Genomic DNA, 14,527 nt, shown 5'->3' on the forward strand with positions numbered 1-14,527 from the left:
AACAACCCTTCCCTCTCAGGGGTTCAGGCCGCTGACCTCAATGATCGAAACTTCGCCTGTGACGCGGTCGGTGACCTTGATGCTCAGGGCACCGGAGTCATCGATCACATCGATCAGGAAGGCATCGGTGGCCATGCTGCCGGTCTGGCCATTGCTGATGTTGTCCAGCAGCTGCGACAACATCCGCGACTCCAGCTGGTTGCTGAAGCGCTCCAGGGCCGAGGTGCCGCCAAAAGCGGAGGTGCGGTCCTTGAGGTCGGGGTCGTCATAGTCGTTCTGCGCCTGGGCGTTGTTCAGCAGCCAGGTGCCGTTGAGCGGGTTGCCGCCGAACGCCGGGTTGACCGGGGTATACACCAGTTCAGTGGCCTGGGCGGTAACGGCGCAGGCCACGAAACAGGCGGCGATGCAGTGCGGAATACGCGTGTTCATAGCTCGTCCCTCTCCAGATCAGTGGTGTCCTGGAGCAGGCGTTGCAGCTTGCGCTGAATGACCTCCTGCTTGACCAGGTCGGCGGCCGCGACGGCCTCTTCTTTCAATTGGGTGACGTTGGGTGGCAGAAAGCGGCGGTACAACACGTCGCGCTCGAACTCCACCGTGATCAGGCTGCCCCAGCGGGCATCCGGGCGTTCGCGCACCACCAGGTTGAAATCCAGGCGGCTGGTGGCGCGCAGGCGGTCGGCGAAGTAGTAGTAAAAGTCGTGCCCGATGTGCGAGATGGTGTTATCGACGATGAAACCCTTCATCTCGTCTTCGGCATTGGCCCGCACCACATTGGGCACCCCGGCGGCCAACAGCAGGCCAAGGCTCAGGCAAAACACGTTCAGGCGTTTCATGGCGTGCCCCCCGGGCTGCTGTGGGTTTGTGCGTCAGTGGCGCTTTGGCTGAAGGCCTGCTCGGCGACGAACTGCCAGTCGCTGTAGCGCTCGAGGCCTTCGAAGCCCGACCACTGGGTGTCGAACCCACTGCGTTTGAACGCAGGGGCGTCGGAGCGGCTGTGCACACCCGTGATGCGCCCGTCGATCGAACGCAGCAGCCCCCATTCATCACTGCCGGTGACCGGGTCCGGGTACAGCCGGCGGATGTGCCGTTTCGGCTCGGGGAAACGGTTGTCCTCCACCAGGTCGGCCAGCGCCTGCGGGTACTGCGCCAGGCCTGGCGAAGCGCGGTAGTAACTGCGCAGGGCCTGGGCATACTGGCCCCCCACCCACAGCAACTGGCGCTCCTTTTCGCGCTGCGCCGCGCTGGCCCACAGCGTGCCGCTGGACGCCAGGGCCACGCTGCTGGCTGCGATCAGCAGCAATACACCCAGGTAGGTGAAGCCTTCGCAGGCCTTACCATTCAGCGAAGTGGCTGCCATCTCGTGCCCTCCCTGTTGCACCGCTCTTGATGTCGGCCACGCCACCGGCCACGCCTTCAGGCGGCGGCAGCAGTTGCCAGGCATCACCGCGTTCGGTGATCGGGTCGACCGGGGTGTTGCGCAGGTAGCGCTGCTCGACCAGTTGCTCCAGCGAGTCCGGGTAGCGACCGGTGTCGCCGTAGTAGTGGTCCAACGCCTCACGCAGTACCGCCAGGCTCTGGCGCAGGGCAGCTTCACGGGAGCTTTCCAGGCTGTTGAAGTAACGCGGCATGGCAATGGTCATCAGCGTGGCGATGATTGCCATCACCACCAGCAGTTCGATCAGCGTGAAACCTCGGCTGCGCTTCATGGCCGTCACCATTGCCCGTAGGGGATGTTGTTGAGGCCTTTGCCGCGGGCCTTGGAGTACACGTCGTAAACATCTTCGCCTTCACGCGGGTCGTCCGGCCCGCTGTCATAGGCGCGCACGCCCCAGCCACCGCCGTCATCGTCCTTTGCCGCCACCAGCGGGTCGTGCGGGATGCGCCGCAGGAAGTAGAACTTGTTGCCCTTGGCGCTGCGCACATCGCGCACCCCGTCGACCAATACCTGCAGGTTTGGCGGGTAGCCACTGGCGTCCAGGCCTTTCTCGATGAAACCTGCGTCGAAGGCACGCTTGTAGGCATCGATGGCATCGCGGATCTGGTACAGCGCCTGACGCAATTGTTGCTCCTTGGTGCGGCGCACCACGGTTTCGGTCAGCGGTGCCGCCATGCTGGCGAGCAGCCCGAGCAATGCCAGGGTCAGCACCACCTCGATCAGGCTGAAGCCTTGCACGCGGCGTTTCATGGCCGTGGGCCCTTGCTGGCAGGCACCACCGCCATCTGGCTGTCGACAACCGGTGCATCGCCAGGCGCTTGGCCCGGCTCATCGGCCGGCAGCGCGCCGGCCGGCAACGGCTGGGCCAGTTGGCGCACCTGCATGCTCGATTCGGTACCGGTGGCGAACTCCATGTCCGAGGGGCTCTGGTAAGGCAGGTTGCGCACGATCCGCGGGGTGATCGCCAGTACCAGTTCGGACTTGCTCATGTCATCGCGGTTGCTGCCGAACAACCGGCCCAGGCCAGGGATATCGCCCAGCCCGGGGATCTTGTTGCCGCTGGAGGTCTTGTCGTTGCGCACCAGCCCCGCCAGCACCTGGGTTTCGCCGTCGTGCAGGCGCAGGCTGGTCTGGGCATTGCGGGTGTCGACCTGGACCGGGATGGTGCCCTGGCGGGTAGGCTCCAGCGGTGTGGCGTTGCTGACCTCCAGCGCCACCTTGATCGCCACCTCGTTGTTCAGGTGCACGGTAGGCTGCACTTCTAGCTTCAGGCCGACATCCAGGTAGGTGACGCTTTCGGTGATCACCGGCCCTTGGGTGGAGGGGACCGAGGTGGCGCTGATGATCGGCACACGCTGGCCGATGTGGATGCGCGCCTGCTCGCGGTTGCTGACGCGGATCACCGGGCTGGCCAGGGTGTTGATGTCCTTGTCCTGGGCGTTGATCTTGGCCTGGGGCGCCGGCGAGATGCTGATACGCCCGGAGTTGATGCCGCGCAACTGGTCCAGCACGCTCACCGGGTTGCCCTCATCGCTGAGCACCCCGAAGGTATTGGGCCATTGCAGGCCAAGGTCGAGGATGCGCGAGCGGGCCACCTCCATCACCTCCACTTCCAGCACCACCTCAGGGTTGGACTGGTCCTGCGACTGCAGCAGCTTTTCAGCCATGCGCACGGCGTCGGGGGTGTCGCGCATGGTCAGGGTATTGAGGCGCTCGTCAACGAATACATCGCGGGTCTTGAGCATGGTCTTGACCATGTTCAGGGCGGTATTGGCATCGATGCTGGTCAGGTAGAAGGTGCGCATGACCAGTTCCTGGTAGTCCTTGGTCTTCTGCGGCGAGTCGGGGTAGACCAGCAAGGTGTTGTCGTTGACGATCTTCTGGCGCAGCTGGTTCTGCTCCAGCAACAAGGCGATGGCATCCTCGATGCGCACCTCGCGCACGAAAATGGTGGCCTTCATGTCCGGGCGCAGGTCCTTGTCGAAGATGAAGTTGATGCCGGCCACCTGGGACAGCACTTCGAAAATGATCTTCAGCTCGGCGTCACGAAACTCCAGGGTCACCGGGCGTTCCAGCTTGCTGCGCAGTTGCGGGAAGGGCTGCGCCGTACGCGCCTGGACGTTCTCGATATCGCTGCGCAGCATGATGCCCTTCTGGTTTTGCGGGTCCAGGCGCAGGACTTCACGCATGTAGCGCTCGGCGCCGAACAGGTCGCCCTGGCGCAGCGCAGCCTGGCCCAGCGCCACGCGGTCATCGAGGGTGCGCATCAGTTCCAGCTGGCGGATGCCCTCCTGGGCGCGGCGGTTGTTCGGTTCCAGGGTGAGCACGCGGCCGTAACCCAGGCGCGCACTCGCAAAATCGTGGCGCATGCGGTCGCTGTCGGCCTGGCTCAGCAGCGCCTCGACCGCTTGCTGGCGGCCTTGGGCCAAGGCAATGTTCAGTTCGGTGTCGCGTGGGTCGTCGCGCAACGCCTCTTCCAGGCGAGCGATACCGGCCTCGTACTGGCCTTCTTTCATCAGCGCCTGGCTGTCTTTGCGTACCGCGCTCGACCCGCAGCCGGCAATGGCCACGCAGAGCGCCAGCAGCATGAACGGAGCAGGCTTGCACAACTTCGATGGCTTCATGGTGCGCTCCCGACAGACAACGTCTGTGACTGGTGCAAAGGCAGGTAGACCAGGCCCAGCTCATTGGCCGAAACCCGATCGAGGCGGTAGGTGTCGTCAATCACATCGCCCTGGCGCACGACGTAGAGTTTTTCGCCGCTGCGCAAGAAGATCTGCAGGTCGTCGCGATCACCCAGGCGGCCGACGAACTGGAACGGCAGCGCCGGCGCTGCAGGGGCAGCGGCGACCACCGCGGTGGCGACCACAGGTTTTTCGGTGACAGTGGTCACGGCCTTGGGTTTGGTCCACTGCTGGCGCGGGAACAGGTCACGGGTGGCCTGTTCTGGCTTGGTCGCTGGTACGCTCGCCCCCTCGGCAACCGTTTGTGTGGGCGCCTGCTTGCCAGCGCTCAGGGCCACCTCGCTGTTCTCGCCGAACCAGTGCCCCGGCGCCCAGGCCAACGCACCGGCAAGCCCCAGAAACCCCACCCACACCACTGCACGCTGAGTGTTCATCACGACCTCGACAGGTAAAGGGTCATGCGCAGGCGGCCATTGAGCTCACTGTCGCCAATGCGCTTGCGCTGCAGCTCCATGTCTTCGAGCACCAGGGTCGGCAACTGGCCCAGCAGGCCGCGGACGAAACCGCGGATCTGCGGGTAGCTGCCGCGTACCGGCAGGACGATCTGGTAACGCGCCAGCTGGGTCTTGGGGTCGATACCCAGGGCGTACTCACCACGGGCCAGGCTGATGCGTTCGGCGCTGGCCAGGCGGTACAGGCGCTCGATCAGTTCGCTGGCTTCAGGTTGCCCTGGCAGTCGCTGACGCAGGCTGTCCAGCGCCTGCTGCTCTGGCTTGACGGCGATTTTCAGCTCGCCGCGCCGCACCCGCTCGACCTGGGCGCTGGCATCGGCCTCGCTGGCGCGCAGCTCGCGCAGGGCCTGCCACTGCGGCAGCACCCCGGCCAGCGCCAGGGCGACTGCCAGCACGGCCACTGCGGCGCCGGCCAGGCCGACCGGGCCAATACGGCGCAGCTGCTCCTGCAGGATCAGGGGGCTTATCGAGTCAGGGGCGCGCATGGCCGGTCTCCCAGGTGGCAGTCAGGGTGAAGCGCACCGGGTGCTCGGGTTGGCCCGCCACCACCTCATGGTTGAGCAGCGAGACATCGCTGAGCTCGGTGCTCTGCTCCAGGCGGTGGTGGTATTGCAGCATCGCTTCCAGGTTACGGGCCTCGGCGGCAATGCGGACCTGGCCCTTGCGGGCATCAGGGGTCAGGCTGAGCAGGGCCACGTCCGCCTGGGGTTGCGCTTCAAGCATGGCGAACAGTTGCTGCCAGGGCCGTTGCAGTTGTTGGGAAACGCTACGCATCTGCGCCAGGCGTTCGGCCTGCTCGCGGCTGGCGGCGCTGCTCTGCGGGGCGGCCGTGGCCGAGCGGCGGCCCAGTTGCAGCTCCAGGCTGTGCAGCCGGGCCTCAAGGTGGACCTGCTCGGCTTGCAGGTGCTGTTGCAGCAGCACCATCACGGCCACCACGGCGCCGCCCAAGGCCAGCAGTGACCAGGCCAGCGGGCTGCTGCGCCGGGGTTGGAATTCCAGGTCGAGGCGGCGCATGTCAGGCCACCGCCCGCCACATGGCGCACAGCGGGTCGGTTTCGCTGGCCGGCTGGCACAGCTGCACCGCCGCCAGTTGCGGCACGTCGCCCCGCCCAGGGGCATGCAGGTAGACCTGCGGCATGTGCTCGCCATACAGCTCGCACGTCCGCTCGATCAGCGCCTGCAGGGCTTGGTCGCTGTCGGCGCAGCCTTGGGTCAGCACCTGCTGCCAGGCACCTCCGGCGGCCAGCAGCAGCACGCTGCGCCGTGGCTCGGCGAGGACAAACAGGAAATCCCCTGCCTGCAATTGCGCTGAGCAGCGGTTGTAGGCAGCCATCAGGTACGGCTGCACCGAGCGCAGGCGCAAGCGGTTGTCCTGGGCCAGTGTCTGCAGGCCCTGCAGCAATGCCTCGGGCAACGCCGTGGCGATACGCGCGGCACCGGCTGGCTCTGGCGAGAGGACGATGCGCCAGCCGTCGAGCGGCTGGGCATAGAGGTTCTCGAAGCAGGCTTGGGCGTAGGCCTGCAGCTCGCGTGGATGGCTGATGGCAGCGCTCCATGGCACCAGGCAGAAGCGGCTGTAACGCGCCGACAGCAACACCTGGCATTGGCCTGCGCGTACGGCATGCTCGCCCAGCAGCGCAGCCAGGGCCGGCAGCGCCGCTGCCCAGGCCGGTTCGCCGGCGTCACTGGTGAAGGCGCGGCTGCCCAGCCACTGGTGCTGGTTGCCGTGCCAGCGGCCCACACCGACGCCTTCGGCGCCGAGCACGATGCAATAACGGGTAGAGGCATGATCACGCAATGAATGTGACACGGTTGATCTCCTCAAGCGTGGTACGGCCCTCGCGGACCAGGTCCAGGGCGGATGCGCGCAGCAGCCGCAGGCCGCGCTGGCAGGCCAGCGCCTTGATCTGCGCCAGTGGGCGACGTTCGACGATCATCTGCCGCAGGTCATCGTCCAGGTGCAGCAGTTCGGCGATGGCACTGCGGCCGCGGTAGCCACTGCCGCGGCACTGGCCACAGCCCGGGGCACGGACGAACGTCCAGCCCTGCACGGCGTCACGGGTAAGGCCAGAGGCGGCCAGGGTTTCGTCATCGGCCTCGCACGGCGTGCTGCAATGCGGGCAGGCCAGGCGGATCAGGCGTTGGGCCAGCACGGCGTTGAGGGCGGAGACGAAGCTGTAGGGGTCGACCTGCATCTGGCTGAAGCGGCCGATCACATCGAACACGTTGTTGGCGTGGATGGTGGTGAACACCAGGTGGCCGGTGAGTGCCGACTGCACGGCGATTTGCGCGGTGTCGGGGTCGCGTATTTCGCCGACCAGGATCTTGTCCGGGTCGTGGCGCAGGATCGAACGCAGGCCACGGGCGAACGTCAGGCCTTTCTTCTCGTTGACCGGGATCTGCAGCACGCCGGGCAGTTGGTACTCGACCGGGTCTTCGATGGTGATGATCTTGTCCACCCCGTGGTTGATCTCGCTGATCATGGCGTACAGGGTGGTGGTCTTGCCGCTGCCGGTGGGGCCGGTGACCAGGATCATCCCGTAGGGCTCGGCGGCCAGGCGGCGCAGGGCGCGCAGGGTTTCATCGGCAAACCCCAGGGCCTGCAGCTGTACGCCGCTGACCCGGTCGGACAAATCCTGCTTGTCGAGCACCCGCAGCACGGCGTCTTCACCGAAGATGCTGGGCATGATCGACACGCGGAAATCGATCTGGCGTTCGCCTACGGCAACCTTGAAGCGGCCATCCTGTGGCACGCGCTTCTCACCGATATCCAGCTCGGCCATGACCTTGATGCGCGAAATCACCTGGTCGGCGAAGGCGCTGCCACTGGCCTTGCCGGCCGCATTGAGCACGCCGTCGATGCGGTATTTGATGGTCAGGCCCTGGCCGGTCATGCCCAGGTGGATATCGCTGGCATGCTGCTTGAGGGCGTCGTAAAGGGTTGAGTTGACCAGCTTGACCACCTTGCTCTGGTCTTCGCTGATGCTGGTCAGCGACAGCCGTTGCAGCGGGTCGCTTTCGCTGTTGGCTTCGGCGTCGTGATCCAGGGCATCGACGGCGTGAAAGCTTTCTTCGTGGCGGGCCAGGAACGTGGCCAGGTCGGCGGCGTGGGCCAGGTACAACGGCGCCCCTTGCAGCACATCGTCGATCCAGGCCAGGCGGGCGTGGTCGAAGGGGTCGGCGAACACACCCCACAGTTCACCGCCCTGCTCTATCAGCACGAACTCGCGCTTCAGGCATTGGGCCAGGCTGATCTTGTCGAACCGGGGGCTGCTGGCCAACAGGCGCTGGCTGTCCAGCACCGGGTAATGCAGGGTGCTGCCCAGGCGGCGGATGAAGGTGTCGGGGGTGTCGCAGGCGAGGCGCTCCAGGCAGTTGAGCAGGCGCTCGTCGCCGGCTTGCAAGCGGGCCTGGGCCAGCAGGTCGCGGGGGTATCCCGAGATTGGCAGAGGTTGTACTGCATCGGACATGGCCTGCGACTCCGCTCAGGGGGCGCGTCGCAGGCTCGGTGAGGGCTGCGGGCGCCGCTATTCCCCGGTGAGCAGTTGGTCGTCGTCGGGTCCAGGGGGCTTGGCGCCATTACGGCGGCGGTCGGCCAGTACCCAGCTACCATCGTACAACTGCAAGGGGAACGATTCGTTCCTGTTCTGGCGTCGTTCGACGAACCCTTCTGCCGGGTTGTCCGTGGCCCTGCGCCGGCGCTCGATGCCCATCAGGTCGAAGATCGGGCGCGCCAGTTCCGAGAGCGGGAACGGCTTGAACAGGACATGGGTCACGCCAAGTTCGGCGGCTCGCTCACGGACCTCGGCGGTCGGGTGGGCGGTGATGAGCACGAAGTGGCACTGCCTGTTCTTGCGCACGGTCTGCAGGACCTGAAAACCCTCCATATCGGGCAAGCGGTAATCCAGCACAATCACATCCGGTGCCAGGCGTTCAGCCAGGCCGATACCACTGGCACCGTCGTGGGCAACATGGACTTCCAGGCCTTGCGCCTGCAGGTACGCTTGCAGGTTTTGCGCAAGGGTCTGTTCGTCATCGACTACCAATACTCTGTTCACCAAGGTCGACTCCCAAGAACTGCCCGGTTCCCCGGTCTGCGAAGTGCGGCCTTGGGAAGGCTTGAGCAGGCTTCGTGCCAGGCATGAATAGTCATGTTGCACCACGTCAAGTTGTTGATTTTCAAAGCACCTTTGATAGCCCTACGAACAGGCCGAGGCCCGCTGCCCCACATCCGGGGCAGTTGATGGCACTTTGCCAAGCCGTTATTCCCCAGGTTTGGGGAAACGCCATCGCAGGCTTCAGTCAGCGATTTCCACTTTAGCGGATTCGCGCAAACGTTGGCGCGCCGCTTGCCGTGCCTGCGCCTGCAATTGGCTGATGAGCGAAGCCCTGGCCAGCACCAGGCCCTGTTCGCGTATGACCGAAGAATTATCACTTTGGTTCTGCGCTCCTTGCAGCCTCTGTTGGTTGGCCTGATAAAACGCTTCCACCTCGGCCTGGGTGGGTTCGGCTACCGCGCTGAGCTGGGCATACACCTGTTGCGCTGCCAGCTCCCGGTGCAGGTAGTCAGCGTATGCTGCGCGGTCGAACCCTGCATCTGCAAGCCGTCGTTCAAACAGCGCCGGGTCACCGAATGCTGCTTCCACTTCACCTAGCTGCGCCGACACCTGCTCATCGCTGATGGCGATGCCGCGGCGCTGGGCTTCTTGCCAAAGCAATTCCTTGTCGATCAGTTCATCCAGCGCCTGGCTACGCAGACGCTTGTACAGCGTGGGGTTACGGATGCTGGTCACAGCCCGCCCCTGTGCCTGCAGATATTCACTGAAATAGCGCTCCAGGCGCATCAGCCCGATGTCCACACCATTGACCCGCGCCGCCGGGCTATCGGCCCAGCCCGCCTTGGCGATCAGCAGCAACAGGCACAGCATCACGATACGCATGGCAACCTCCATTCATGGGCTGACCGGCACAGGCCGATAGGGTGCGACAGCGGTAAAGCGTGGCCCAGGCAGCGCCACTGCCACCACATGGGCACCGGCCAGGCCCTGGCGCTGGCCTGGCCCGAAACCCAGCGGCGGGGTCAGGCCGGTATCGATGTCATGCAAGCCCTCCAGCGCCGCGACCAGGCGTTCGCGGCTGGCATCACGGCCGATCTGCTTGAGGGCTTCGCCAAGCAGGCGCAGTGCGCACAGGGTACTGACCTGCAACGAGGCCTGGCGTGGGTCGAGGCCTTGGCGCTGCTGCAGGCCGGCCAAGGTCGCCATGCCTTGTTCGGTCCAGTCGCTTGGCACGAACGGATAGGCCAGGAACACCCGCTGCGACCACTGGACCGGCAGCGAGGCGACGGCGCCGGCCACCTGGCTGGAGGTGGCGAACAGGTAGGGTTTACGGCCTGCCGCTTGCAACGCCGCAGCCAGCTCGGCAAAGGCCTGGGCGCGGCCGACGAACACAATGCCCTGCCCCTGCACCGCCTGGCCACTGAAGGCCTCGATCGGCCCCGGCGCCCAACCCTGCTGCTGCAGGCGCCCGCGCACCTGTTCGGCCAGCATTGCCTGGTCATCGCCGGCGTACACAACGCGCAAGCCATCTGGCGCCAGGCCCAGCGTTTCGCGGGCATGCACGGCCAGGCTCAGCAACTGCGTGGCAATGCCTGGCAAGGGGTCGAAGATGTGCGCGTTGCCGCCGCTACGCGGTGCACTGCCAACCAGGGGCACGCCGTGTTGTTCGAGCAGCAGCGCCAGGCGCGAGTCGAGCATCGGTGCCAACGGGCTGATCAGCGCAAATACCCGCTGCTGCCCGAGCAACTGGTGCAGCGCATGCTCGGCACTTGCCGCGTCGCTGCCGGGGTCGACCACCACCAGCGCCAAGCGCCGGCCATGCACGCCGCCCTGTTGATTGAGTTGGGCCACCCCGTCTTCGAGCACCGCGCGCACCACGTGCCCGGCCTCGGCCAACGGCCCGCTGGCGGGCAACAGGGTCCCCAGGCGTAGCACCCCTTCTTCCACGCCGGGGTCGCGCTCGTCAGCCAGGCGCTTGAGGTAGGCGGTTAGGTTGCGCTGGTCAGCCAGGGTGAGCTCGAAACGAGGCATGGCTGGGTCCAGGCGGTTGCCGGCGGGGTCCAGACCGTGCTGGATGGCGCGGGCCAGGCTGTTATCGGTGTAGGCCGGGTAGCTGCGGCCGTTGCTTTGGCGTGCACCCTGGCCCAGGGCCAGGCGCTGCCAGTCGAGGCTGGGCGGGCGCACCCCGCCTTCGGCGCGGCCTCGGCCGTCATTGCCGTGGCAACTGGCACAGGGCAATACACTGGCGGGGACGCTCATGTCACTGGCACCTACCCGGGCCATCAACTGTGCATCGCTGCTGGATACGCCTTCGCGGTACAGGCGTTTACCGGCTTGCTCGTGGGCGGTGAGGTCCAGGGCAAGCACCTGAACGCAGCAGGTCAGGCCTAGCGCCAAGCAAAGTGATCTCGCTGTGTTCATTCTGGCCTCATCGCCGGCAAGCCGGCTCCCACTTTGTTCTGCGCCGCTGCACAGATCCTGTCAGTGTTGCCACTGCGTTCTGCGCCGCTGCGCACAGGCTGTCAGTACATTCAGCGTCCGGCCAACGGCTGGGCCAGCAGCTTCATGCGCTGGGCAATCGCCGCTGGCGGTGCATCGGGGCGGATCTTGCTCCAGCGCTTGCCCGCCACGTCACCGGCTATCAGCTGGGTCGAGTGCTGCTCGGGGCTGGGCAGGAACTGGCCGATACGCCCCAGCACCACGTCGACGCTGGCTTTGTCGCCGGTCAGGAACAGCCAGTTGGCGCTGTCCACCCCTTGTTTTTCAGCAAAGGCCTTGAGCGCAGCGGGGGTGTCGTTGAGCGGGTCGCTGCTGATGGACACGAAGGTCACCTGGCTGGCCAGCTCAGGGCCCATGGCCTCGCGCACCTCACGCAGTTTGCGGGTGATCAGCGGGCAGGCATCGGTGCAGTGGGTAAAGATGACGTTGAGCATCACCACCTTGTCTTTGAGCACATCGCTGTAGAAGCGCAACGCGCGGCCGTTCTGGTCCTGGAGCACGGTGTCGGTGAACCAGGTCTGCGCGTCGCGGGTGCCTTCGCCACTGGCCATCGCCGGTGGCGAAGGCTGAGGGCTGGGCGCGCTCGGTGCGTGGCCTTCATGGGCCAGGGCCACCGACGCGAAGATCCACAGGCAACCGGCCAGGGCCAGCCAGTCGAAGCTGCGCATGCCGACACGACAGGACGCTTGGCTGCTCACGGTTGCACCTCCTGGTGTTCGGCGATGGCCGTGCTCTTGGCATGCACCCGACGTGCGCTGAGGCGGTTGATTTCGTCGATCAGCACGGCCGGGTCGGTGAAGCCGTAATAACGCGTCCAGTGCCCGCTGTGCCCGTCACCCACCAGAATCAGCGGCGGGTGCTGGCTGAGGTCGGCACTGAAGCTACCCAGGCCTTTGAGGGTCTCGGTGATGGCATAGGGCGAGCCGGTCAGCCAGCTCCAGCCTGGGCCATGCTGGAAGGCCTTGGCGTAACTCTGCAAGCGTTTGGAGTCGTCACGTTGAGGGTCCACGCTGATCGACACCAGGCGCACTTCCTCGCCTACCCGCCCCCCCAGTTGCTGCTGAACCTTGCCCATGATCGAAGACACCACCGGGCACACCGTGGTGCAACTGGTGTAAATGAAGCCCATCACCACCAGATGATCGCCGACCAGGTCCTTTTCCAGGCGCACCGGCATGCCATCCTGGTCAAGCAGTGAAACATCGGCGAAACGCACGCTGGCTTTCTCCTGATGTGCCGCTGGCGGCTGCGCATGCCCACTGTGGTCATGGCCCGCGTGGGCCAGGGCGAGTTGGCTGGCCATGGCCATGGAAAGTACGAGCAGCTTGCAAGAATGTCTGGCGTTCATTGCACATTCCTCACTTCAGTCTGGGAGGCGGTAGACGCTGCGGCCGGCAGGACACGCAGGCTGGTGTAGTTCTCTTCGGCAAACTTGTGCCCCAGCGATGGCGACTGCACATGCAGGTACCACGCGCCGGCTTCAGGCAGCATCAGTGCAGCCTGGTAAACCCCCTCGCCCACCTCTTCCAGGCGCAGGTTGCGCGGCATCGATGACGGCGCCAGGAAGTAGCGCAGGGTCAGGTCGTCCAGGCCCACCCGGGGGCGGCCGTCGTCACCGAAGATGCGCACTTTGGCGGTGATGGCGCGGTGCTGCGCCAAGGGCTGGTCGAGGCCGATGAACTCGGCATGCGCGCCCTTGCGCTTGGCCGCATCCGGCACGGCGGCCACGTCGGTGCTGAAACAGTGAATGATCTGCGGCTGGTTGAGCAGGAACGCCACGTCGAACTTGCCCGACGCCGGCATCTTCACCGTCGAGCCATACACCCCCGGGGCCAATTCGCGCAGGCTGCGGTCGATGACGATGGCGGCGCGGGCCTGGTGGCCGCGGTTGTTGTAACCCGACATCGGTGCATTCATGCCTTCGGTATAGAAGTACGTGGTGTTGTCCACCGGGTTGACCACGAACACCGAATTGTCATCGCGTGACACCGACAGCGCCTGGGCCAGCGGCAGGTCGCCGGCCTGGCGCGGCGCGGCGGGGCCGGCATCGAAACCCTGGACGATCGGCTGACGGCCTTCGCCCAGGCTGCTCAGGTTGATCATGCTGACCTTCGAAGACGCCAGGCCGCGCACGTAGGCATAAGCTTTGGTGAACGTCAGTTGGTACGGCTCGGCGGCCACCGGGATGCGGTGGATCAACCTGTCGGTACTGGCATCGATCACCAGGGCCTGGTTTTCCAAGGTGTTGAGGACGATGCCGTAACGGCCATCGCTGCTGAAGCGCATCGGCCCCAGGCCTTGCTCGGCCTGGACGGTATGGCGCAACTGATGGCTGCGGGCATCGTACACCCGCACCGTGCCCTCTGAACCATCGCTGACGTACACCGCCTGCGACAGCGCCGAGTAGGCCACAGCCAACGGATGCGGGCCGACTTCCAGGGTGTTCACCAAGCGCATCTCGGGGATGTCGATAATGCTCAGGGTGCCGCCGTCGCGGTTGCTGACGAAGGCGTAGCGCGAATCGGCGCTGAAAGCGATTTCGTGGTGCCCGGAGCCGGTGGCGAAGCTTTTCAGCATGCTGCGGCTGTGCACATCGATCACCGTCACCCCGCCCTTGGCCGGGTCATCACTGTTGTTGCCGACCCACAACCGGCGCTGGTCCGGCTGCAGGGCTACACGCAGCGGCATCTCGCCAGCCTCCAGGTTGGCCACACGGGTAAAGGTTTCGGTGTCGATCACCGCGACCTCGCCGCGCTCAGGTATCGACACGAATACCTGCTTGTCATCGGCGCTAGCTACCCAGTCCATGGGTCGCCCCGGCAGTTCGATGCGTGCCAGGGTGCTGGTGACACCGCCCACCGAGACGGTCGGGTCGATCACCGTCAGGCTGGCATCCTTGTTCAGCACCAGCAGGAAGTAACTGTTCAGATCCAGCAGCGGCCTGGCACCGATGCTGCTCTTGAGAAACAGCGCCACCCGGGCCTTGCAGCTCTGGTCACGGCTGCTTTCCTGCGGTGCCGCTTGTGCCGGGTCGATCCACGCCCCTGGCGCCATCCCCGACAGCGGTTGGCCGCTGTTCTGGTCGGTGACCTTGAAGCGAATATTGGCGAAGGCGCCTTCGCGCAACTCGCTCCCGGCCAGCGGCCGGGCCTCGAACTCCACGGTCACCCCATCCCGGCTGAGCCGGTGCAGCGCCTGCGGGTCGGCAGGCGCCTGCAGCAGCTCGCGCGGGTCGCACCAAAGCTCCTCGTAGGCCACGCCCAGGCCGATCAACGCCGCGCCCAGCAATACCCCCAGCACGGCGGGGCGGGTTTTCTTGTTATGCATGTTCGTACGCCC

The 14,527-nt window shown here is 65.6% G+C and carries 17 protein-coding genes; all 17 read right to left on the bottom strand.

Translation table 11 applies throughout. The annotated features are described in order from the left end of the window. Nucleotides 1–15: 15 nt before the first annotated feature. A complete protein-coding gene (locus JNA92_RS16430; RefSeq protein WP_241805727.1) occupies nt 16–429 on the bottom strand; it encodes a curli assembly protein CsgF in 414 nt (137 codons plus the stop codon). Next, on the bottom strand, nt 426–833 hold the full coding sequence (csgE, locus tag JNA92_RS16435) for a curli production assembly/transport protein CsgE (protein WP_241805728.1): 408 nt from the start codon (nt 831–833) through the stop codon (nt 426–428). The genes JNA92_RS16430 and csgE overlap by 4 nt, the downstream gene beginning before the upstream one ends. Beyond that, entirely contained in the window at nt 830–1,357 is a 528-nt protein-coding gene (locus JNA92_RS16440) for a type II secretion system protein (RefSeq protein WP_241805729.1), read from the bottom strand. The genes csgE and JNA92_RS16440 overlap by 4 nt, the downstream gene beginning before the upstream one ends. Then, entirely contained in the window at nt 1,332–1,706 is a 375-nt protein-coding gene (locus JNA92_RS16445; protein WP_241805730.1) for a type II secretion system protein, read from the bottom strand. Before JNA92_RS16445 ends, JNA92_RS16440 begins: the two co-directional genes overlap by 26 nt. 5 nt (nt 1,707–1,711) lie before the next feature. Next, nucleotides 1,712–2,185: a type II secretion system protein gene (locus JNA92_RS16450; RefSeq protein WP_241805731.1), complete on the bottom strand. Its 474-nt coding sequence runs from the start codon at nt 2,183–2,185 to the stop codon at nt 1,712–1,714. After that, on the bottom strand, nt 2,182–4,059 hold the full coding sequence (locus JNA92_RS16455) for a secretin N-terminal domain-containing protein (RefSeq protein ID WP_241805732.1): 1,878 nt from the start codon (nt 4,057–4,059) through the stop codon (nt 2,182–2,184). Before JNA92_RS16455 ends, JNA92_RS16450 begins: the two co-directional genes overlap by 4 nt. Then, nucleotides 4,056–4,553 (bottom strand): hypothetical protein, encoded by a 498-nt coding sequence (locus JNA92_RS16460; protein WP_241805733.1) that lies wholly within the window; start codon nt 4,551–4,553, stop codon nt 4,056–4,058. The genes JNA92_RS16455 and JNA92_RS16460 overlap by 4 nt, the downstream gene beginning before the upstream one ends. Beyond that, nucleotides 4,553–5,116 (bottom strand): type 4a pilus biogenesis protein PilO, encoded by a 564-nt coding sequence (gene pilO / locus JNA92_RS16465; RefSeq protein WP_241805734.1) that lies wholly within the window; start codon nt 5,114–5,116, stop codon nt 4,553–4,555. The genes JNA92_RS16460 and pilO overlap by 1 nt, the downstream gene beginning before the upstream one ends. After that, on the bottom strand, nt 5,103–5,645 hold the full coding sequence (locus tag JNA92_RS16470) for a PilN domain-containing protein (RefSeq protein ID WP_241805735.1): 543 nt from the start codon (nt 5,643–5,645) through the stop codon (nt 5,103–5,105). Before JNA92_RS16470 ends, pilO begins: the two co-directional genes overlap by 14 nt. A 1-nt stretch (nt 5,646) precedes the next feature. Beyond that, nucleotides 5,647–6,441 (bottom strand): hypothetical protein, encoded by a 795-nt coding sequence (locus tag JNA92_RS16475; RefSeq protein WP_241805736.1) that lies wholly within the window; start codon nt 6,439–6,441, stop codon nt 5,647–5,649. Next, complete coding sequence (locus tag JNA92_RS16480; protein ID WP_241805737.1) at nt 6,422–8,101, bottom strand: GspE/PulE family protein; 1,680 nt, start codon at nt 8,099–8,101, stop codon at nt 6,422–6,424. The genes JNA92_RS16475 and JNA92_RS16480 overlap by 20 nt, the downstream gene beginning before the upstream one ends. A gap of 57 nt (nt 8,102–8,158) precedes the next feature. Continuing rightward, nucleotides 8,159–8,692 (bottom strand): response regulator, encoded by a 534-nt coding sequence (locus JNA92_RS16485; protein ID WP_241805738.1) that lies wholly within the window; start codon nt 8,690–8,692, stop codon nt 8,159–8,161. A gap of 237 nt (nt 8,693–8,929) precedes the next feature. Beyond that, complete coding sequence (locus JNA92_RS16490; RefSeq protein WP_241805739.1) at nt 8,930–9,571, bottom strand: SurA N-terminal domain-containing protein; 642 nt, start codon at nt 9,569–9,571, stop codon at nt 8,930–8,932. Nucleotides 9,572–9,583: 12 nt separating this feature from the next. Further along, entirely contained in the window at nt 9,584–11,110 is a 1,527-nt protein-coding gene (locus tag JNA92_RS16495; protein WP_241805740.1) for a cytochrome c/ABC transporter substrate-binding protein, read from the bottom strand. Nucleotides 11,111–11,220: 110 nt separating this feature from the next. Continuing rightward, on the bottom strand, nt 11,221–11,856 hold the full coding sequence (locus tag JNA92_RS16500; protein ID WP_277818191.1) for an SCO family protein: 636 nt from the start codon (nt 11,854–11,856) through the stop codon (nt 11,221–11,223). Nucleotides 11,857–11,882: 26 nt separating this feature from the next. After that, a complete protein-coding gene (locus JNA92_RS16505; RefSeq protein ID WP_241805742.1) occupies nt 11,883–12,536 on the bottom strand; it encodes an SCO family protein in 654 nt (217 codons plus the stop codon). After that, nucleotides 12,533–14,515, bottom strand: a complete 1,983-nt coding sequence (locus JNA92_RS16510) for a cytochrome D1 domain-containing protein (protein WP_241805743.1) — start codon at nt 14,513–14,515, stop codon at nt 12,533–12,535. Before JNA92_RS16510 ends, JNA92_RS16505 begins: the two co-directional genes overlap by 4 nt. Between the last annotated feature and the right edge of the window lie 12 nt (nt 14,516–14,527).

Origin of the sequence: Pseudomonas putida (assembly GCF_022627325.1) — a bacterium.
Classification (GTDB): domain Bacteria; phylum Pseudomonadota; class Gammaproteobacteria; order Pseudomonadales; family Pseudomonadaceae; genus Aquipseudomonas; species Aquipseudomonas putida_X.